At 54.0% G+C, this 19,358-nt stretch carries 15 protein-coding genes and 1 pseudogene; 10 read left to right on the top strand and 6 right to left on the bottom strand.

Features of this window, described 5'->3' with window-relative positions; translation table 11 throughout:
* Nucleotides 1-131 precede the first annotated feature (131 nt).
* The 3 genes from OSC10802_RS41260 to OSC10802_RS0122410 all read left to right on the top strand — a co-directional run bounded on the left by OSC10802_RS41260 (nt 132) and on the right by OSC10802_RS0122410 (nt 3,093).
* A complete protein-coding gene (locus OSC10802_RS41260; RefSeq protein WP_017719013.1) occupies nt 132-686 on the top strand; it encodes a GUN4 domain-containing protein in 555 nt (184 codons plus the stop codon).
* Nucleotides 687-1,652: 966 nt separating this feature from the next.
* Complete coding sequence (rimM, locus tag OSC10802_RS0122415; RefSeq protein WP_017719011.1) at nt 1,653-2,279, top strand: ribosome maturation factor RimM; 627 nt, start codon at nt 1,653-1,655, stop codon at nt 2,277-2,279.
* A 496-nt stretch (nt 2,280-2,775) separates the two neighbouring features.
* Nucleotides 2,776-3,093 carry a Mo-dependent nitrogenase C-terminal domain-containing protein gene (locus OSC10802_RS0122410; RefSeq protein WP_017719010.1) on the top strand — a complete coding sequence of 106 codons (318 nt, stop codon included), beginning with the start codon at nt 2,776-2,778 and terminating at the stop codon, nt 3,091-3,093.
* 417 nt (nt 3,094-3,510) lie between these two features.
* Here the strand turns inward: OSC10802_RS0122410 and OSC10802_RS44670 are convergent, their stop codons facing one another.
* The 4 genes from OSC10802_RS44670 to OSC10802_RS0122380 all read right to left on the bottom strand — a co-directional run bounded on the left by OSC10802_RS44670 (nt 3,511) and on the right by OSC10802_RS0122380 (nt 9,343).
* Nucleotides 3,511-4,059 carry a hypothetical protein gene (locus OSC10802_RS44670; protein ID WP_017719009.1) on the bottom strand — a complete coding sequence of 183 codons (549 nt, stop codon included), beginning with the start codon at nt 4,057-4,059 and terminating at the stop codon, nt 3,511-3,513.
* Between the two features lie 674 nt (nt 4,060-4,733).
* Nucleotides 4,734-6,242: a sensor histidine kinase gene (locus OSC10802_RS0122395; RefSeq protein ID WP_017719007.1), complete on the bottom strand. Its 1,509-nt coding sequence runs from the start codon at nt 6,240-6,242 to the stop codon at nt 4,734-4,736.
* Between the two features lie 534 nt (nt 6,243-6,776).
* Nucleotides 6,777-8,150: a sensor histidine kinase gene (locus tag OSC10802_RS0122385; RefSeq protein WP_232731727.1), complete on the bottom strand. Its 1,374-nt coding sequence runs from the start codon at nt 8,148-8,150 to the stop codon at nt 6,777-6,779.
* A gap of 251 nt (nt 8,151-8,401) precedes the next feature.
* Entirely contained in the window at nt 8,402-9,343 is a 942-nt protein-coding gene (locus tag OSC10802_RS0122380; RefSeq protein ID WP_232731726.1) for a GGDEF domain-containing protein, read from the bottom strand.
* A 346-nt stretch (nt 9,344-9,689) separates the two neighbouring features.
* On the opposite strand from OSC10802_RS0122380, the gene OSC10802_RS50655 reads away from it, so the two are divergent.
* From OSC10802_RS50655 to OSC10802_RS0122365, 4 genes are all read left to right on the top strand, one after another.
* A complete protein-coding gene (locus OSC10802_RS50655) occupies nt 9,690-9,869 on the top strand; it encodes a hypothetical protein (protein WP_155968215.1) in 180 nt (59 codons plus the stop codon).
* A gap of 568 nt (nt 9,870-10,437) precedes the next feature.
* Complete coding sequence (locus tag OSC10802_RS55785) at nt 10,438-10,563, top strand: hypothetical protein (RefSeq protein ID WP_255349162.1); 126 nt, start codon at nt 10,438-10,440, stop codon at nt 10,561-10,563.
* A 91-nt stretch (nt 10,564-10,654) separates the two neighbouring features.
* Nucleotides 10,655-11,686 (top strand): permease, encoded by a 1,032-nt coding sequence (locus OSC10802_RS0122375; protein ID WP_017719003.1) that lies wholly within the window; start codon nt 10,655-10,657, stop codon nt 11,684-11,686.
* Nucleotides 11,687-12,099: 413 nt separating this feature from the next.
* Complete coding sequence (locus OSC10802_RS0122365) at nt 12,100-12,882, top strand: TIGR03943 family putative permease subunit (protein WP_017719001.1); 783 nt, start codon at nt 12,100-12,102, stop codon at nt 12,880-12,882.
* Nucleotides 12,883-13,193: 311 nt separating this feature from the next.
* Here the strand turns inward: OSC10802_RS0122365 and OSC10802_RS0122360 are convergent, their stop codons facing one another.
* Complete coding sequence (locus OSC10802_RS0122360) at nt 13,194-13,778, bottom strand: prolyl hydroxylase family protein (RefSeq protein ID WP_017719000.1); 585 nt, start codon at nt 13,776-13,778, stop codon at nt 13,194-13,196.
* 267 nt (nt 13,779-14,045) lie between these two features.
* On the opposite strand from OSC10802_RS0122360, the gene OSC10802_RS0122355 reads away from it, so the two are divergent.
* On the top strand, nt 14,046-15,560 hold the full coding sequence (locus OSC10802_RS0122355; protein WP_017718999.1) for an Ig-like domain-containing domain: 1,515 nt from the start codon (nt 14,046-14,048) through the stop codon (nt 15,558-15,560).
* Between the two features lie 84 nt (nt 15,561-15,644).
* On the opposite strand, the gene OSC10802_RS41245 is transcribed toward OSC10802_RS0122355, so the two are convergent.
* Complete coding sequence (locus OSC10802_RS41245; RefSeq protein WP_017718998.1) at nt 15,645-16,808, bottom strand: tetratricopeptide repeat protein; 1,164 nt, start codon at nt 16,806-16,808, stop codon at nt 15,645-15,647.
* 383 nt (nt 16,809-17,191) lie between these two features.
* Here OSC10802_RS41245 and OSC10802_RS56635 point away from each other — a divergent pair.
* Together OSC10802_RS56635 and OSC10802_RS41240 are read left to right on the top strand one after the other, a co-directional pair.
* Nucleotides 17,192-17,314: pseudogene (locus OSC10802_RS56635) on the top strand (pentapeptide repeat-containing protein); the annotation flags it as partial.
* Between the two features lie 7 nt (nt 17,315-17,321).
* Nucleotides 17,322-18,929, top strand: a complete 1,608-nt coding sequence (locus OSC10802_RS41240) for a pentapeptide repeat-containing protein (RefSeq protein WP_232731725.1) — start codon at nt 17,322-17,324, stop codon at nt 18,927-18,929.
* Nucleotides 18,930-19,358 lie beyond the last annotated feature (429 nt).

The raw sequence follows: 19,358 nt of genomic DNA, 5'->3' as shown, positions 1-19,358 counted from the left end.
CTATTTTTTATACGGTCAATCACACCCTATACAGTCCTCTGCCGGCACCGGCATTGGCTCGCTGGCTCCGCCGGCGATGATGCCGTGTCACCCATTCCGAGGGCCTACACTTATTTTTCGAGGAAGGATTTATGACAGTTGTGTTAGACTATACCCACCTGCGTGACCTCCTAGCAGCTGGTCAATGGCACGAAGCTGATAAGGAAACTCGCTTGCTCGTCCTCAAGGCTGCTAATTGTGAAAAGAAAGAATATCTCGATGGTGATGATTGGCTGAAATTTACCAGCACGGACCTGAAAACGATAGACCAGTTATGGGTGCATTATTCAAATGGCCACTTTGGGTTTTCCGTTCAAAAGCAAATCTGGTTACGTGTAGGTGGCCGGTGGGACGCTGATTATGATACTTACAAGAAGTTTTGTGATACAATAGACTGGAGGAGAGGAGGAGATTTTGTACAAAAAGAGGAGGTATTCTTTTTTTTGGATTGGTTGTACGAAAAAGACCTGATATTTAATCTGAAGGATAGTAAAAAAGGACATCTCCCTTGTGACCCTATTTGTCACTACACCTGGAGCGGAGGGAGGTGGAATGTGGGTAAGGGGGTGTGGCTGGTGGAGGGGGCTGGCTGGGTTTTGGATGTCGGCGGCTGGGGTTGGTCTCTTCTCTCGCGCAGAGACTTGTAACCTGTAGCATATAAGCACTTCAGGCTTCTGGCCAGCTCCGAGTATGGGGAGATGGTTTGCCGGTACGGGTCGTCTCAGGGATACCAGCCGCTGATTGACGCTATTGTCGGGGATTTTAAGATGCTGTTGGCGAATTGATGTGGGGTAAGACCCCACCCCCAAGTTTCCTCGTTCCCAGCTCAAGCCCGGAGGAGGAAAAACCGCGCAGCTTGTGAGAGTCTCGCTCTACTCTTAGCCCGCGAAGGCGGGCTTCGTCTGTATAGCCGCGATTTCAATCGCCAGGAACCTGGATAATCGCCTAGGAACTAGCTGTAGGTCTAACCCCTCACGCATTCGCCAACACCATCTTTTAATCGCCGCTACGGGTTGAATTTAACCGAGCGCAACGTCCTGATTACCCCCGACGGGGAAATTGAAACCGGCATGCAGCGCTTGGCAAAGGTTGTCGAGCAAGTTTACCTGCAGTCAGCTGTTAGCGGTTAGCTCGGATAATATCCGGCTGTGTGCTTGTATAGCGGCAGAATGAATTCTGCCGCTATACAAACAAAGCCCGCCTGCGCGGGCTAATATTTTAAAGGCGGACACTATTTTTTTTATACGGTTAATGGCGTTGCAAAATTGCGGGATGGTGATCTCTGTAGGGCGGGGACCGCACGGAGACTGCCCTGTCATCGTTTAGGGGCAACCTGGCAAGAGAAAAGCGCGTACAGTTTCATGCTTTTGATGCGCAACGCCCGGTTAATCACAACCAATAAAATTCCTCGCCCGCGCTCCCTCTCACATGGAGAGGTAAGGGTTGGCGGTGATGCTGAATTGGGACTGTTCAAAAAGATGAGATAGGATTTTATTGGCCGTGAGCGGGGGCGGGGGCGGGTTTATTACAACGCTTCGTTGTGCCACAACTGTTTCGGGTGAACCCGCCCCTACAACACTTTTATATATATAATTGATGCGCTCGTACATGATATGACAAATGACAATTGGCTAGAAATTGGCAAAATTGTGGCACCTCAAGGTTTGGACGGTGAGGTGCGGGTTTATCCCAGTTCTGATTTTCCGGAACGGTTTTTGGAGCCCGGACGCCGGTGGTTGCGGCGCACCGGCGCTGGGGAACCGCAGCCGGTTGAGTTGCTGGGCGGGCGGTATATCCCTGGGAAGGGGTTATATGTGCTGCAACTGGCCGGCATTGAGGACCGCAACCAGGCAGAGGCGCTGGCGGGTGCCGTCCTGCTGGTGCCAGAAACCGACCGCCCTGTTTTGGAGGAAGATGAGTATCACGTCCGGGATTTGCTGGGTTTGCAGGTGTTCAACCAGCTGACCGGCCAATTCATCGGGACGGTGGTGGATGTTATCCCCGCCGGCAATGATTTGCTGGAGGTGAAGCTTAAGGAGTCACCCCAGGCGGTTGCCGCTGCTGCGGAGGAGGACCCACCGGCACCGGCGGGTAAAAAAGGCAAACCCAAGCCAAAACCAGCCGCACCGGCAACGGTGCTGATTCCGTTTGTCAAGGAGATTGTGCCGGTGGTGGATTTGTCAGCCGGTCGGGTTGAGGTTGCGCCGCCTGCCGGTTTGCTGGAGGTGGCGTCTGGCTAGCCCACTGCCTAATTGCTGGCCGTAACGACTAAAGTCCTGTTTCAATCCCGTTTCCTTTGATTCGCTGGCCAAAAATCTTCTCCTCCTACCCCCTGCTGAAATCACTGTCGCATTCATTTGGGTTTCTTTGCACAACCGGGATGCTCCCAAAGCCCTTACCCCGCCGGTGGGGTGAGGGCTGGAGTTCTCACTTCTGGTATAATATTATACTAATAAAGTGTTTTTTTGTCAAGGGATTCTCAAATCGGATTGGGCGAATCTGGAATTAGCATCAATCGGGGTTTTTTGTATCTAAATATACGAAATTCCAGTAGCTAGAGAAATAATTTGGAGCGGGCAGACATTGAAACCATTGAGCTAGGAATTGCATCCCGGCTGTGCGGAGGCATCGGGCGTTGCGCTTGCAGCGCACCGGCGGTTAGACGGGGGTGCTTTTTGCCGGCTTAAGCAAGAGTGTTCAGTGTCCGCCGAATCTCTTCTAAAAAGGCTGATTTCTATGACCCTCTCTGGCCTTCAGAATTCTTTTGTAATTGCTCCTCCCCACAGAAGTGAGAGCGATCTGCTGCATCGGGTGCGCCGGTGGCTTGACGCCCTAGAAATTGACAGCCCCAAACTAGCTCGTTTGCTGTGCAAAATCATCCCAGCCCACTGTCCCTTTGAGCGAGATATTCAGCTGTTTGGGCGCACGCTTTTCCAGATTCCACCACTATGTAAGCTGAATCCTCTGTACGAGCAATTCGTGGGATTGCGCTTTCGGGCGCTGTCTTTCCTAGCTGATGAGTGTGGGGAAGATATCTCCGCCTACTGCAGGTAATTTGAGCCGGAGCGCCCGGCCAGAAACCAGGTTGAACCTGGTTTCTGGGAAGGGACGCGCTGCCGACCCGACTGACTGGCGGATCGCCTATCGCAAGATAAGCAAATTAGATGCATTTAGCCCCTGGTTTTGCGGTCGTATTGTATAGCAGCAGTCATATTGGTTAGAACAATAGAAGCTTCGGGAGCTCTGGAGCAAGGGAGGCCGGAATGTAGGTTTCCTAAATGCTTACTGCTCTATAGACGTAGGGCAGGCGTCCCGCCTGCCCCGAAGGTCTAATGTCCTAATCTAAGTGGCTACTGCTATAAATGAAATATAGTAAATCGGTAATTTTTCGGCCTGCCGGCGGATTTGATGCTTTCCTGTCAAAACTGGATGGCTAGTGGCCAAACCGGGCCTGTTTTCTGGCTTACCGGCTCAGTGGGAGAAGAAAAAATCATCCAGAATAAAGGGGGCGTTGGAGTAAAAGACAACCTTAGCGATGGCGGTGCCGGTCACTTCTAGGCGGTGATGGGGCAGGAGTTTGGGCAGCTCACCGGCGGGTGAGATAACGTAGTTTGCGCCGGTGTTCATCTCTCGAAGCCGGTTCCCATCTGCGTCAAAAGCGGCTAGCACGACGGGTTTGGTGCCAATCACGAAGGCACCGGCACTGCTGGCGGGGCGGCGAAAATAGGCTGTGATGCCGGTCTGGTTGACGAGCGGCATCAGCACCTGAGAGGCATCAGAGGGCGCAAAAGCGGGGTTGGATGGCTGCAGGGCAATCGCACCCTCAAACCGCACGCCCGAGCTAGCGTACTGGTCGCTCAGCTGCTCAAAACCCTTTAAGTTCTCAAAATCAAGCTGGATTAATGCCGGCTGCGCCGGCGGCATCTGGTGGAAGCCTTCTGCGAAACCAAAGTCCCGGATTAAGTCAGACGCGGGAGCTGACAGGCTATTCGGAATAGATATGGATTCTATAAAAGACACTGCAAAAGCCCCATTTAAGTATTTTCACGTAGATATTGCTACCTTAAACCCTTCTACAATCCGTGTCAATATGGTTTCGGGGTTAATAGCAATTCTTTAAGGCTGACATCTGTATTTTTACACAAATTTTACACTCAGTCCGGACAGAAGGAGGAACTTTCGGAGAAAAGCCGCCTGTGGGATAGAGAGGGGATGCCGGCGGAGGACTTGCTAAGAAATGTAAAGGACAAGCTAGGAGATGGGGTGTGGGGGGCAGGGCATGGGGCATGGGGCATGGGGCATGGGGCATGGGGCATGGGGCATGGGCATTTTGGATTTTGGATTTTGGATTTTGGATTGGGGATTTTGGATTGGGCATTGGCTTTCCCCCAACCCCTAACCTGAGGTGTTAGGTGTTAGGTGTTAGGTTTTCGATGGTATAGCAATAAACAGTCAGTTTAGGACACGCTCGATACGAAGTATAGACGTAGGTACGGCGTTCGCCGGGCCTCTAGGTCTTTGGGACAGGCGAGACGCCTGTCCTACGTCCTAACCTAAGTGGCTACTGCTATATATCTAACTCCCAACTCCTGATCCCTATCCTTAGGTCTTAGATTTTAGGTTTTAGGTGTTAGGTGGTATATGTAACTCCTAAAGGCTGACTCCTAACCCCGCGCCCCCTAACCGGTGGAGTCCTAGACCAAGGGCAGCAAAATCTCAAATTCCGTGCCGGTGGGGGGTTGCGGCTCTCCTGCTCTGGCGGTATTTCCTTCGGTTACGCTGCGAGTTAGGGTTCTTGAGGGGTGTCGCGACAGGGAGTCCGCTCCCGGGAAAGAGGTGCGCGAACCGGCTTCAAAGACGCTGCGGGAGCGCAAATAAAACTGCCCCCCGTGCTTGGCGGTGACGATCCAGTAACTCAGCGCCAGACTGGTTTCCTTCTCCGCCCGTCTCTGTGTGGAGAAAGACGCCAAAATCTGCTGCTGCTGCTGGGGAGACATGCCAGGACCGTTGTCTGCAATCCGAATCGAGACGGCGCGAGACTTAAGCCCATCTGGTGCGGCGGTGCCCAGAGAGCAAACTCGGGTAGTGATTTCAATGCGAGGCTTTTGCGTCCTTTCGAGTGGCGAATAGCTCTGTCCTGTATCCCTGAACTCTGCGGCAAATTTTTGATTGAGGGACTGGTTAATTAAGGCATCAATGGCATTGCTGAGGATATTCATAAACACTTGGCTGAGCTGGCTAGCGTAGCAAGTCACCGGCGGCAGGTGGCCGTAATTTTTTACAATTTCAATTTCGCCGCTGAGGCGGCTTTTGAGCAGCATCAGAACACTGTCAATGCAGGCGTGCAAGTCCGCCGGCTTGGGATAGACTTCATCGATATGGCAGAAGTTTTGCAGGCTGGTGACAAATTTTTTTAACCGCTCCGCTCCCGTGCGGATACTGGCGAGGGTGCGGGGCAAGTCTTGCTGCAAGAAATCAAATTCAATCTCTTCTTTGAGTTCTGCAATCTCTGCCGGCACAGCGGGCAGGAGTTTTTCGTAAGCTTCCACCAACTGCACCAAACCCTCGCTATAGGTTGAGACGTAAGTGAGGTTGCCCCAGATAAAACCCACTGGGTCTAAAATTTCGTGAGCCACGCCGTCTACCAGACGCCCCAAACTGGCCATTTTCTCGCTTTGAATCATCTGGGCTTGCATGTGCTCCAGCCGCACCTGTGTTTCGATGCCTCGGATTTGCCAGTAAGCAATGTTCAACTCGTGGAGGTTTAATAATTGATAAGTCTGGGGCTCCTTTAAGACGACGATGGGTTCCCCCAACAGTTCCGGGGAGCGCCTGAGCGCCTGTCGCGCCGCCGCTACGATTGGCGTGCTTTCGGGAAGCACTAAAATCTCAGTGCGAGCGTAGCTGTACAGAACGCTCAGCGGTTCATTCAAAAACAGCTCCAGCCCGCGGGGGCGCAGCAAGTATTCTAGCAGTCGCTGGCGCGAGATCGCGCCGGCAAACTCTCCTCGCTCCACCAGGATGGCTCCGGGGAGCAGGGGATATTTTTCAAACACTCGGGCGACGTCAGCGCCCCGACAGCTTAACTCGACCTGAAAATCGTACAGGGGCAGTTCCTGGAGGGTTGACTCCAAACGGAGGTCTTGATTGCTCCCCTCGGATAGAGACGGCTGCGGTAAGGCAGAACCAAATTCCTTTGGCACAGGGCATCAGCAACACTTCAGCTACTCACTAAGCCTACCATTTCTTTTCTCTGGTGCCTCAGGCCGGCACAATGGGCCCCCTGCCGCACCCGACAGCTGGGAAATGCCTGTCAGCCGGCTCGCCGGAGAGCGGGGCGCGTGTGGGGTGCGACCGGCGAGCGCGGTATTATATCCGAATATTATATCTGCTTGCAGGTACGATGGAATTTTGCTGGCGGAGGGGAGTTGCGGGCGGGCGGCGTCACGGGCCATAAACCTGGCCAGAAACCGGGCTTCTTAAAGAAACCCGGTTTCTTGATGGTTTCTTAATGCTATTTCTGGATGTTCCATTGATGTGTGCCGGCCCGCTGAGAACCGGCAGTGAATTTTGCCAGACGCCTGACCGTGAAAAACTCTACAAGCGGAATTCAGATAATTTATTCGGGCGCTCGCCAATCCGTCACCCTGGCTCGTTGCTTTGAAGTAGCAGCCGGCTGCTGCGGGTTGCCGGGGATAATGGATTTTCCGGCACGCTTGAGCGAGAAAGCCAAGGGCTCAGGGTAAACCGGCTGAAATTGGCAGGAGAATTTCAAACTCGGTGCCGGTGGCTAGTTGCGAGTCCGCTATCGAGCGCAGATTCAAGAAACCGGCATGTTTTTCGGTGACGATTTGATGGCTGATGGCCAATCCCAAACCGGTGCCCTTGCCGACCGGCTTGGTGGTGAAGAACATGTCAAAAATGCGCTGCTGAATTTCAGGCGGGATGCCCGGGCCATTATCGGCAATCCGGATAGACACCCAGCGTTCATCCGAACCTGCTGTCACACCTGCCGGTGGGGAGCACACTTGCGTGGCTATGTCAATCTGGGGTTTCCAAGTCGAGCCTGCCGGTTGCGACTCGGCTTTCTCCATTAAGGCGTCAATCGCATTGCTGAGCAGGTTCATAAATACCTGGCTCAGCTGCCCGGAATAGCACCTCACCGGCGGCAGATCCCCATAGTTTTTCACGACTGCAATGCTGTATTTGAGCCGGTTGCGCAGGATCAACAGGGTGCTGTCAAGGCATTGATGGAGGTCAGCGGGTTTGCGATTTGTCTCATCCATGTGCGAGAAGTTTTGCAGGCTGCTGACAATCTGGGTTAATCGCTCGGCGCTCACCCGGATACTTTCCACCACTTTCGGCAAATCTCCCCGCACATAGTCTAATTCTATTTCTTCTTTTCTTTGAGAAATACTCAGAGATTCATCGGCAACTTCTTCTTGGTAAACTGACAGGAGTTCAATCAGGTCTTGACAGTAGTTTGACAGGAATCCAATATTGCCCCCAATGCAGTTGACTGGATTCCTGATCTCGTGAGCCACCCCAGCCACCATCCGCCCCAAGCTGGCCATTTTTTCGGTTTGAATCATCTGGGCTTTGGTTTGCTCGTTCAGCAACCGAGAGGTCAGTTCGTGGATGTGGGACTGCGCCACCAGCAATTGATGGGCGTCCAAGAGTTTGTAACCCTGATTTTCAAACTCGACCACGATGGGTTCGTAGAGCGATTCCGGCTCTCGCTGCAAAGACCGGCGAGCGGCCATTACAATTAAGGTGTGAGCGGGAAAAACCAAAATATCGATTTCGGCAAAGCGATATAAAGTTTTAATCGGTCTCCTCGTAAACAGTTCCACTCCGTAAGGGCGGCTGAGATGTTCCAAAAATCGCCGGCGGGAAATCATGCCGGCTAACTGACCCCGATCCATCAAGATAACTCCTGGCAGCAGCGGATTTTCTGTAAAAGCCTTAGCCAGTTCTTTCCCCAGATGCTCTGACTCAACCTGAAAGTCGTGCAGCTTCAGCTCTTGGAGCGTTGACTCCAAGCGTAACTCTTGAGTTCCAGCATTGAGACTCCCCTCCATGACTGATAGCTCGCCTGAAAGTTGATTCATTGCTAACATGACTGCTAACCCCTTTCTTTTTGTTTTCCCTGTCTCTAAGGGTATTTTATTATTTTCATTTTAAAGGAGATTTAAGTTGACTGTAATAATTCTTTACTCTTTAAGGCCAGCCTAACTAGAACTTAACCCCAAATTAACTGTTTGTTGGGGAGAGCTGTCAAGTAAAAAGGTATCATTTCTCTGCTCCCCGATGGTGTAGTACCGGCTACATCGGGCACAAATAGGGCTGCCGGCTTCCAGGGTTAAGAAGTGGGGGAAGTGTCCCACAGTTGCCAGTCTACAGCGGGTTGCAGCACAGAGCTGGAGGAAGGTGCTGTGGCGCTGGCGTAGCGCAGGCAATCGCGCCCGTCTAGCTTGGCCTGATACAGGGCCAGATCGGCTGCCGCAATCAGCTGAGCCGGTGAGGTGTCGCAGTCGGGAGTGATGCAGGAGACGCCCAAACTCACGGTGACGGTGCCGGCTGCCAGTGATTTGGGGTGAGGGAGCTGCAGCGCTCGGACTGCCGAGCGGATGGTTTCGGCCACATAGAGGCCACTGTGAGCGCCGGTGTTGGGGAGAATCGCGGCAAATTCTTCGCCTCCGTAGCGGGCGACTAAATCGGCTGGACGCCTGACGGCAGAGCTGATAGCGCCGGCAACCCGCCGCAAACACTCGTCACCGGCAACATGACCGTAAGTGTCGTTGTAGCGCTTGAAAAAGTCCACATCGCAGAGAATCAGGGACAGCGGTTCTCCCTCGCGCCTCAGCCGCCGCCACTCTTGCTCGATGTACTGATCGAATTTGCGCCGGTTGGCCACCCCGGTGAGGCCATCGGAGGTGGCCAGGCGCTGCAGTTCTTGGTTGGCTGTCTCCAGCTGCTGGTAGAGGTCTTTGAGCAAGGTTGTGGCCAGTTGGTGAATGTGTGACTGAGCCACCAGCAACTGGTGTGCGTCCAGTAATTTGTAGTCCCGAGGTGCCATTTCAACGACAACCGGCTCGTAGAGCAACTCAGCGGGCCGGTGCAGAGATTGCCGCGCCGCCTCGACGATTAAAGTATCTTTGGGGAAAATCAAAATCTCAGTCTGGGCAAAGCGATACAGGGAGGTCAGGGGTCTTTGCAAAAACAGTTCTAGGCCGTAGGGGCGGCTGAGGTGTTCCAAAAAGCGCCGCCGGGAAATCATGCCGGCAAATTCTCCCTGTTTCATGAGAATCACGCCACACAGCAGCGGATTTTCTTTAAATCTGCGAGCGACTTCCCTACCTGGATGGTAAGATTCAACCTGACAGTCGAAAAGGGGCAGTTCTTGAAGGGTGGACTCTAAATGGAGGTTTTGAGGGCAGCCCACTAAGACAGGTGGAGCTGTAAAATCGGAGCGCGGCCCATTGAACATAAACAGTAAGGGGGTTTGAAGAGTTGGCTGCATACCATAAACAGTAACGGAAGTTTACGTTATTCTGCTCGAAAAGCACACTGGCTATCTTCAGGGAAGCTTCTATCCGCAAAAAATCTTGCGGCTCTCTCGCAGCAGAGAGTCTGCGAGTTCCAATGCTATGGCGAGCGAGCTTGTTCCCAAACCAGCTCGTTTGAGCCGGCGGAAAACCCGAAACGCCGGCGTAAAAGATCGCTGGCGGCAGAGCGGGGTGAGGGAGAGGCAGAATGCCGGCACCTCGATCCGCTATTACTTCCAAATAGGTGCGCGCCCTATCCTCCTAATGATGTTAGCACAATGATTTGAATTGCTTTTGAAAATGGCGCTCTGTCATCGATATAGCTACTCTTTTGTTCTGTAAAGTTTTTTAAACTTTTATTTCTTCAAACCTAATTTAATATTAAGATAATTTTAACTTTTTGTTAACCCTAAACGCCTTTCAGACAGGTGCTTTAAGAGAACGCCAGGTGCCGGTAACAAAAATTTGCCGCAGGGCCACATGTAACGGCCTGTGTCCGGGCTAGCGGTGAGAGGTTCTGTTTATTAAGAAATTATACTGGGAGCTGTAGAGGCAACTGCAGGCGGGTTCAGTAAATTTCGGGAGGCGGCAGGGGAGTTTTTTTGCGAAAGAAGAGCGCCGGGGGCGCTCACAAGCGCCCTTTCCCCGGAACCCCCTGTGCTTCTCGATTTAGAGGAGCGCCGGAGGGACACCGGCAGTTGATATAGCAGCAGTCATATTGGTTAGAACAATAGAAGCTTCGGGAGCTCTGGAGCAAGGGAGGCCGGAATGTAGGTTTCCTAAATGCTTACTGCTATATAGACGTAGGGCAGGCGTCCGCCCCCCCTGAAGGTCTAATGTTCTAACCTAAGTGCATACTGCTATAGCCGGCGCTCCGTGCGGGAGGCGACTGGGCCAAAGGACAGAACTCCCCCGCCGCACCGTTGAGTGCCGTGGCGGCGAGAATATGGGGCGGACAATCTGCAGCCAACCCTGAGGGGTGGGATTTGGGGCGGATTTTCTGTAAGCTGCTGTTATGGCAAATGGCTAGACAGAGCATCCAAGTAAGGCTCCTCACACTAACCCGCATGAATCAACTCAACCAGGCTTTTACTATCTTCTTAAGTTTGTTAGTGGAAGCGATCCCCTTCCTGCTGCTGGGGGTTGTGTTTTCAGGTTTGCTGCTGCTGTTTGTCGATGAGGGCTTCCTGATCCAAAAGCTGCCCCGCAACCCGCTGCTGGGGGCTTTAGTCGGCAGTTCGGTGGGCTTTTTGTTTCCGGTGTGCGAGTGCGGCAACGTGCCGGTGGCGCGGCGGTTGCTGATGCAGGGGGTGCCGGCATCCGTGGCGGTTGGGTTTTTACTGGCTGCGCCGACAATCAACCCGATAGTGATTTGGTCAACCTGGACTGCGTTTCGGGACCAGCCGGAGATCGTGGTGCTGCGGGTTGTATTTTCCCTGGCCATAGCCACTATCATTGGCTGGGTGTTCAGCGCTCAGGCTGACTTGCGCCCCCTGCTGCAACCGGCTGTGGCTCGCGCCATTCCCAGGTATTCCCCGCCCAAACCCGAGCCTGCCGGTGGGGCTGAGCCGCCGTCGCTGCTGTTGCAGTCGGGTACGTTTTTGCTGGGCGAGCCTGGAGCGCCGGTGCGCCTGGACCCATCGGTGCTGCAGGCATCTTCGCTCGCCTACAGCACTGCCAAGAAACCCCTGCCAGACAAGCTGCGGCTGTTGCTGGACAATACAGTGCAGGAGCTTAGGGAGTTGGGCGCGGTGTTAGTGATGGGGAGCGCCATCGCCGCCATCCTTCAAGTCGCTGCTCCCCGTGACCTGATCCTCTCCCTGGGCCAGGGGCCGGTGACTTCTATTGTTGCTATGCTGGTGCTGGCAGCAGTCGTCTCCATCTGTTCGACGGTGGATTCATTTTTCGCGCTTTCTTTTGCTTCCACCTTTACCAGCGGTTCCCTGCTGGCTTTCTTAGTGTTTGGGCCGATGATTGACCTCAAAGGCGTTGGGCTGATGCTGATGGTTTTCAAGAGAAAGGCTGTGTTTTACTTGTTCGCTCTTGCCGCTCAGCTGACTTTTTTGCTGACCCTGGCTCTCAATTTGCATTTCAGTTAAGTGGGTGAGCGAGATGAAAGGGGAGCATCCCATTTTTGTAATCCCCCTCACCCCCAACCCCTCTCCCACAAGGGGAGAGGGGAGAATTCTTAGTTTTTCCCCCCTCTCCCGCCCTGGGAGAGGGGGGTTAGGGGGGTGAGGGTAACATCTTTGCAAAAACGGGATGCTCCCGATGAAAGAAGTAGGGTGCGCTCCGCTGAAGGAGAACCGCAGCACAAAGTTTTAGGGGATGCGAACGCTACAGAGTGCAAAATAGGGGGCGTTCTGCTTCAGGAGAACCACGGTACTGAATTCGTAGGGTGCGTTCCGCTTCAGGAGAAGCACCATACAGAGTGCGAGGGGGATACGGAACGCACCCTACAAAGTGTAAAGGAAAGAGAGTGCGAGAGTAAATATAGAACCTGTGGACGCTGATGAAACCGACTGAAAGCTCAAACAAAGCGAATAACCATTTATTGCCCTGGCTGGATGTTTTTGCCCTGGGAGCCTGGGGAATTTTACTGGTGAAATACTGGCTCACGGACAAGTTATACCTGCTGATTCACCCGAATTATTTTTGGCTGGTGGTCGCTGCAGGTGCTATCTTGATAGGCATCAGCACTTTGAGGGCGCTGCAACTCTTGCGGCGACTGGGCAAATTTTCCTCAGCGCCGGTCAGTCCCACCGGCGGGCATATCAGTTTGTTCCCCCCCGGTTTGGGCAGTATTTTGCTGCTCGTCACGGCGATTCTCGGGATAGCGATTACGCCCCAGGTTTTTGCCAGCGAAACCGCACTTGACCGGGGAGTGACGGACATTTTATCTGTGACGCGACCGCAACCGCCAACGTTTCGCACCGCCACCCGCCCTGAGGAGCGCTCGCTCATTGACTGGGTGCGGACATTAAATGTCTATCCCGAACCAGACGACCACACCGGCGAAAAAGTGAAAGTGCAGGGATTTGTCATCCATCCTCCCAACTTACCCGAACAGTACCTGCTGGTGGCTCGGTTTGTCCTCACCTGCTGCGCTGCAGACGCTTATCCGGTGGGGCTGCCGGTGAAGTTGCCGCAAAGCCGCACTGCTTATCCTCCAGACACCTGGCTGGAAATCGAAGGTCAGATGATTACCGAAACGCTAGCAAACAAGCGCCAGCTCACTATCGAAGCCAGTTCGCTCAAGCAGATTCCAAAACCCAAGAATCCCTACGAGTATTAGTGTTTCAAGCCGGTTGGGCTAAAGCCCAACTACGAACCTTTGGGCTAAAGCCCAACTACGAACTTTTGGGCTAAAGCCCAACTACGAACTTTTGGGCTGAAGCCCAACTACGAACTTTTGGGCTAAAGCCCAACTACGAACTTTTGGGCTAAAGCCCAACTACGAACTTTTGGGCTTTAGCCCAACTACAAACTTTGGGCTAAAGCCCAACTACGAACTTTGGGCTTTAGCCCAACTACAAACTTTGAACAAAAAGATCCCTGTAGGGACTGGGCAGGAGCCAGGTCACGAGAGGAAACGAGAGGCAATAGTTAATGAAATAGCCAAGTGGTAAAGCAATATTTTTTCCCTTCGCTTACCGGCAGGGATTGATGAGGGTGGGTGTAGTAAGCTGGAAACACTAAGACACTTCCCATTTCGGGCTTTACTTTCAAATTTTGCCGGTCAAAGAAAGTCTCTCCTCCTTCAAAATACTCTGTCAGGTAGCCGACAACACTGATATCCCTGATTGGGATACCGTTGGCGGCTTCTTCAAGCCGGCTGGGCAGCAGTAAGTTATCAATATGGCGCTTGTAGAACTGTCCTTTTTGATAGCGGAGGATGGAGCAAGTCTCGACGTGGGCAAAGAGGATACCGTAGTGCTGGTAAAGCAGGTTTTGAATGATGGCAACCGCGCCAAGCAACAGCTCATTGGTGGAGTCCAGAAGGGAGCTGCCCTCTAGCCGCAGCTGATCATTATTGCGAAGCTGTGGGTCTGAGATTTCCAGCGCAATTCCGGCTTGGCCAAACTGGGCGCACTCGGCAATCTGGATGATATGGTCACACAGGGAGGGATTGAGCAGTCGCTCAACTAGAAAGATTTCATTACCTAAATGTGTCAGAGAGGGTTGTACCATGAGTGAGAGCGATTTGAGAAGTGAAAAATTCGATTTTAGAGGGGTGTGCGAATGTATAATAGATTAGAGAGTCCCGCTCTTGGCAACTCATTGAAGAATGAATGCTGAGCAACCCCTGGCGAGGTAGCCGTTGAATTGACTGGCAAGTCAAACCGAGAAACAGCGTAACACAGGACAGTTCACGGGCGGGAGGGGATCGCCTGGTCAAATGCTAGCGCTGTCCGCTAGGCTAATAAAACAGTACCAAAATTTTAAGCTTTCAAGCCGATGTCAAGCTCAGATGTAACTTCCAAGCAGTTTTTCCAACCGATCGACCGCGCGGCCATTTTGCTGATGCTGGTGCTGAGCGTGCTGATTGGGCTGCTTTTGTGGCAAGGAGACCAGACTGTCCCCCGCGTGAGGGACTTCAGCTGGGGAAATAAACAAGTGGGAGCCTCGGATACGCGCTTCATCCTCACCTTCAGCCGCCCGATGGATCGCACCAGTGTGGAAGAGAACCTGCGCATAGAGCCGCCCCTGCCCGGTAAGATCAGCTGGGCTGGGCGTCGGATGGCCTATACGCTGACTGCGCCGCCGGCCTATGGCACCGCCTACAAGCTAGAGTTGCAAAAGGCGCTAGATATTTACAGCAAAGACACGGGCAAGAAAGTGCAAATTGAGCCTTTCACCGGCCAGTTTCGCAGCCGCGACCGCGCCTTTGTCTATCTCGGGGTTGAGGAGAAAGAAGCGGGAAGGTTAATGCTGGTGAATGTCACACAAGGCCAGAAACCGGTTCCCCTGACGCCACCAGAGCAGGTGGTTATGGACTTTGAGCCCTATCCCGATGGAGACCGGATTCTATTTTCTGCTGAAAACCGCTCGGAGTTTGCTAAAGGCTCCTTTGACGCGCAGCTGTACACGGTGACCACCGGCATTCACCCGAACTCCCCGGAAAAATCCGGCTCGCGCTCCGAAAAGGCTGGCAAAATTGAGCGGATTTTAGACAGCTCCGACTACCAGAACCTGAGATTTGACCTGTCGCCGGATGGCAAGACCATCGCCGTGCAGCGGGTGAGCCGGAAAAATCCGGGCAAAGATTTTGGCATCTGGATAATTCAGCCGCCCGCCGCGCCGAGACGTTTGGAAACTCAACCGGGGGGCGAGTTTCTGATTGCGCCGGATAATAATTCTATGGCGATTGCCCAAGGACAAGGGGTGGCGATTGTGCCGCTGCAACCGCAGGAGGAATCGCAGGCAAAACCGATTGATTTTCTGCCGAAGTTTGGCCGGTTGCTCAGCTTTGCCAGGGATAATTCTGCGGCGGCAATGGTGCAATTTAACCCGGATTACACCCGCTCGCTGTTTTTGGTGACTAACCGGGGCGTGCAGAAAGAACTCCTGCGCACCACCGGCTCGATTATCAGCGCCCAGTTCGCCCCTGATGGCGCAACGGTCTATTGCTTGCTGACGCAGTTGCTCAAAGGTGAGCAGTACCAGGAAGAACCTTATATCGCGGCGATTGACCTCAAGAGCGCTAAAGTGACGCCGCTGGTTGTTCTCCCGCAGCAGCGGGACATACAAATGAGTCTGGCACCCGACGGTTTGGCGATTTTGTTCGACCAGCTGGTCATCGACCGGCAAAACAAGTCGCAAACTATCGGTCCGCGCACGTCTGCGGGGGAAACGGTGAAAACCAGTCGCATGTGGCTGCTGCCTGTTATACCGCTCGGGGAAACTGCCGGCACCCCCACGCAGCCAGAACAGCTGCCCTTTATCGGTGTCCGCCCTCGCTGGCTGCCTTAATCAGCGCCAGAGCGATATAGAGGCGAGAGCACAGGCGAGACGCCTGCCGCACCCCCAAAACACCATCTAAAATGCACAATAAGCCTAGCGCCCTAACTGCCGGCGCAAAGCAGCCAGCCGCTGTCTCGCCTTCAGGTGATTGGGAGTAACTCTCAGCGCTCGGTCATAAGAATTGATGGCGTCTTCGTAGCGCTTCAGCTGTTCTAGCGCCACGCCCCGATTGTACCACGCATTAGAAGGGCTGGTATCCATTCCCCACTCCCCCCTGCTTTGCAAGGCTCTGTCATAAGCTTCTATCGCATTTTCGTACTGCTGTAACTGCAATAAAGCTGTAGCGCGATTGTACCAGGCCAGGGCAAATTGGGGATTGATGCCAGTCGCTCTGTCAAAAGCTGCCAGCGCTTCTTCTTTGCGCCCCAGCTTCCACAGCGCCGAACCTTTGTGACTCCAAGCTGCTTCAAGCGTTTCGCCGCCCCACTGATTATTGACTTGAATCGCCCTGTCAAACGCCTGCACCGCTTCTTCGTTGCGGTTCATGTCCCTGAGCACCACGCCGCGCTCGAACCAAGCCAGAGAGTAATCGCCCTTGAGATCCGTAGCTTTCTGCAAAGCGGCTATCGCGGCGTCATACCGGCTCAACTGTGCGAGCATCGCCCCTTTGCCTGCCAGTGCGGCGGCTGAATCGGGCTTGAGGCTCAGCGCCTGCTCGTAAATGGCCAGCGCTTGTTCGTACTGTTTCCTGCTCGCCAGATACCGCCCTCGGTTCAGCAACTGCAGCACATCCCCCGACTCTGAAGCTGCCGGCTTGTCGGGAGCCGCCGGCTCGGGCTTTTTGGGGGTTTCTGGGGTATTCTGAGCCGGTGCCGGCTTGTCGGGAGCCGCCGGCTCGGGCTTTTTGGGGGTTTCTGGGGTATTCTGAGCCGGTGCCGGTCTGTCGGGGGCTGCGGGCTCTGGCTTTTTGGGAGTGTCTGGGGTATTGTGAGACGGTGCCGGTTTGTCTGAAGCCGCCGGCTCGGGTTTCGCCGGCGTTTCTGGGGCACTCTGAGCCGGTGCCGGTTTGTCTGAAGCCGCCGGCTCGGGTTTCGCCGGCGTTTCTGGGGCACTCTGAGCCGGTGCCGGTTTGTCTGAAGCCGCCGGCTCTGGCTTAGCCTGCGCTGCGGGGTCATTGCCCTCAGCCCAAACGGGCACTTGAACGCCAATGCTAACAGCGGCAGTAATAATAGAGAGCCATTTGAGAGTGCGCTTCATAGGACTATATCTATAGAGTCAGTGCCACCGCAATTGTAACAGTGGGTCAACTTTGGCGATATCCCCTTGTTTCCGTTCCGAGCGCGGCTAAGGGTGGCAGTAAGGTTCAAGGTTCTACGGAGCATCCCAGTTGTGCAAGCGTTGCCCATTTCAATGCGACAATGATTTCAGCAGGGGGTAGGAGGACAAGAACTTTGGCCAGCTGAATCCCGGAAACGGGATTGAAACTTACCGCAGCCGCCACCGGCACTGCCCTCACAGCGTGTCCCCAACTCACACAGCAGGGTGCCCTGTCAGCGCTCCCCGCAGCTTGCTGCCGGCGCTTAATTTTGCCTGAGTTCTGTCAGAGCTATCCGCTATCGCTAACTGCCCTAAGGGCCAAAATGCAAGTCAAGGAGCTTCTAGATCGCTACCAACAGGGAGAGCGGAATTTTTCGCACATTGACCTCGCCGGTGCCAGCCTGAGCGGGGCGAATCTGCGCAATATCGACCTGACCGGCTCAGATCTGTGCGGTGCCAACCTCAGCTGGGCGTCGATTACGCACAGCCAGCTCACCGGCGCAAGGAAAGCGCCGCGCCGATCTCCGCAGCGCAGCGCTCACCGGCAGCAATCTCAACCAAGCCATATTGAGTGGCGCAAATCTCAGCAAAGTGGATCTGCGGATGGCTTCCCTGCAGGAAGCCGACCTCAACTGGGCCGTCCTGCAAGAAGCCGACCTCACCGGCTGCGATCTCACCGACTCCAAGCTCGACCAAATCAATCTGGAAAGGGCGAAACTCAATGGTGCCCAGCTGTTGCGGGCGGAATTGATGGAAGCCAATTTGCGGCGAGCCAGCCTCACCGGTGCCAACCTGACGGGTGCCAATCTGCGGGAGAGCCACATGGAAGAAGCTTCCATGCGAGAAGCGCTCTTAATTGGAGCCAACCTGATTGAAGCCAACCTCAGCGCTGTCAATCTGCGTCTGGCAAATCTCACTCAGGCGGACTTGCACCGGGTGGTTCTCACCGGCGCGGACTTGAGCGAAGCGACGCTAGACAGCGCTGACTTGAGCCGAGCCAACCTCACGGGAGCCTACCTGCTGAAAACCAGCTTCAAAAACTCCCACTTACTGCGAGCCAACCTGCAAGACGCCTACCTGTTGCGCTCAGACTTAAGTGAGGCGTCTTTGCGGGGAGCCGATTTGCGGCGGGCGGACTTGAGTGGGGCGTATCTGAAAGACGCCACCTTGAGCGAAGCGGATTTGAGAGACGCCTACCTGCTGGAGAGCCGGCTGATCCCCACCAATCTCGATGGCGCGAAAATGACTGGCTGCTGCACCCACAACTGGCACCTGGAATTCGTCGATTTCTCCAAGGTGGACTGCCGGTACATCTTTACGGACTTCAACTACGCCACCAAAAGCCCCAAGGAGCGCTACCCAGCCGGTCGGGATTTTGATCCCGGAGAGTTGGGCCAGCACCGGCAAGTCAAGGAGTCAGTGGTGGAAGTTTCCTTCCCACAACCTCCCAACTGGCAGGCTTTAGTGTTTGCGCTGGCTCAAGTGGAGCTGGAAAGCCACGAACTCACCCTGACGGTGCAGTCGTTTGAATCCCGGGAGGATGGCTATTTGCTGAAGTTGAAAGCCAACCATTTTGTCAGCGCCAAACTTGTGGCGGGGCGGATTTTGCAGCTTTACCCGGAGATGCTGCGGCGCTTAAACGCCCGCCGCGCCGACATCTTTCGCCTGCTCAACATCACGGCGCTGCTGAACTATTCCGCGCCCTCATCAGCGTCCGCCCCGCAGCCACCCCCCTTCCCACCGTCGCGAGAGCAACCGACATCGGGAAAGCGGCAGCAGGTGTATCAAGAGGTGGTGCGCCAGATTCAATATATCCTCGCCAACCAAGCGCCAGAGCAATTTGTAGAGAGCGTGCAGCGGTTGCTGGATTACCTGAAAAGCCAGGGAATTTCCACCGAAGAACTGCAGCAAAAGGCGATTGTTCAAGTGATTGCCCACAGGGCGAAGCAAGATCGGACTTTCGGAGAAAATCTGGTGCGGTGGCAGAAAACAGCCACACAATCTGCTCGCTTATCAATGGTGGGGAAAGCAATTTGGCTAGCGCTCACACTGCAGGATTAGGGGTTAGGGATTAGGGATTAGGGGTTAGGGGTTAGGGGTTAGGGGTTAGGGTTTAGGGTTTAGGGGGTAAGGAAGCGAACATTCTAGCCGGAATCCCTAACCTAACTTCCTAGTGCTATATAGCAGCAGTCATATTGGTTAGAACAATATATAGCAGCAGCCACTTAGGTTCGTACATTTCGGCCTCTTTTGCACTCCCGCACTCCGGCTCCTATTGTCCTAACCCATATTACTACTGGGATATAGACGTAGGGCAGGCGTCCCGCCCCCCTGAAGGTCTAATGTTTTAACCTAAGTGCATACTGCTATAATACAAAGTTGAAGGAGATAGTATTTTTTCGCCCGACGAAAACCCCTTGATGCCCGGGTTTTTAATGCCAAATCCAAAATCCAAAATCCAAAATCCAAAATCCAAAATCCAAAAGGGCT

This window comes from Kamptonema formosum PCC 10802, from assembly GCF_000332335.1.
In the GTDB taxonomy this organism is placed as follows: domain Bacteria; phylum Cyanobacteriota; class Cyanobacteriia; order Cyanobacteriales; family Oscillatoriaceae; genus Oscillatoria.
The sequence above is the reverse complement of the archived record's forward strand: the minus strand, read 5'-3'. Positions and strand labels throughout refer to the sequence as shown.

Bases quoted from the DNA above. Each gene is read 5' to 3' on its own strand.
- OSC10802_RS41260 (WP_017719013.1), top strand. From the start codon at position 132: ATGACAGTTGTGTTAGACTATACCCACCTGCGTGACCTCCTAGCAGCT.
- rimM (WP_017719011.1), top strand. From the start codon at position 1,653: ATGACAAATGACAATTGGCTAGAAATTGGCAAAATTGTGGCACCTCAA.
- OSC10802_RS0122410 (WP_017719010.1), top strand. From the start codon at position 2,776: ATGACCCTCTCTGGCCTTCAGAATTCTTTTGTAATTGCTCCTCCCCAC.
- OSC10802_RS0122385 (WP_232731727.1), bottom strand. From the start codon at position 8,150: ATGAATCAACTTTCAGGCGAGCTATCAGTCATGGAGGGGAGTCTCAAT.
- OSC10802_RS0122380 (WP_232731726.1), bottom strand. From the start codon at position 9,343: ATGAAACAGGGAGAATTTGCCGGCATGATTTCCCGGCGGCGCTTTTTG.
- OSC10802_RS50655 (WP_155968215.1), top strand. From the start codon at position 9,690: ATGGCGAGCGAGCTTGTTCCCAAACCAGCTCGTTTGAGCCGGCGGAAA.
- OSC10802_RS0122375 (WP_017719003.1), top strand. From the start codon at position 10,655: ATGAATCAACTCAACCAGGCTTTTACTATCTTCTTAAGTTTGTTAGTG.
- OSC10802_RS0122365 (WP_017719001.1), top strand. From the start codon at position 12,100: ATGAAACCGACTGAAAGCTCAAACAAAGCGAATAACCATTTATTGCCC.
- OSC10802_RS0122360 (WP_017719000.1), bottom strand. From the start codon at position 13,778: ATGGTACAACCCTCTCTGACACATTTAGGTAATGAAATCTTTCTAGTT.
- OSC10802_RS0122355 (WP_017718999.1), top strand. From the start codon at position 14,046: ATGTCAAGCTCAGATGTAACTTCCAAGCAGTTTTTCCAACCGATCGAC.
- OSC10802_RS41245 (WP_017718998.1), bottom strand. From the start codon at position 16,808: ATGAAGCGCACTCTCAAATGGCTCTCTATTATTACTGCCGCTGTTAGC.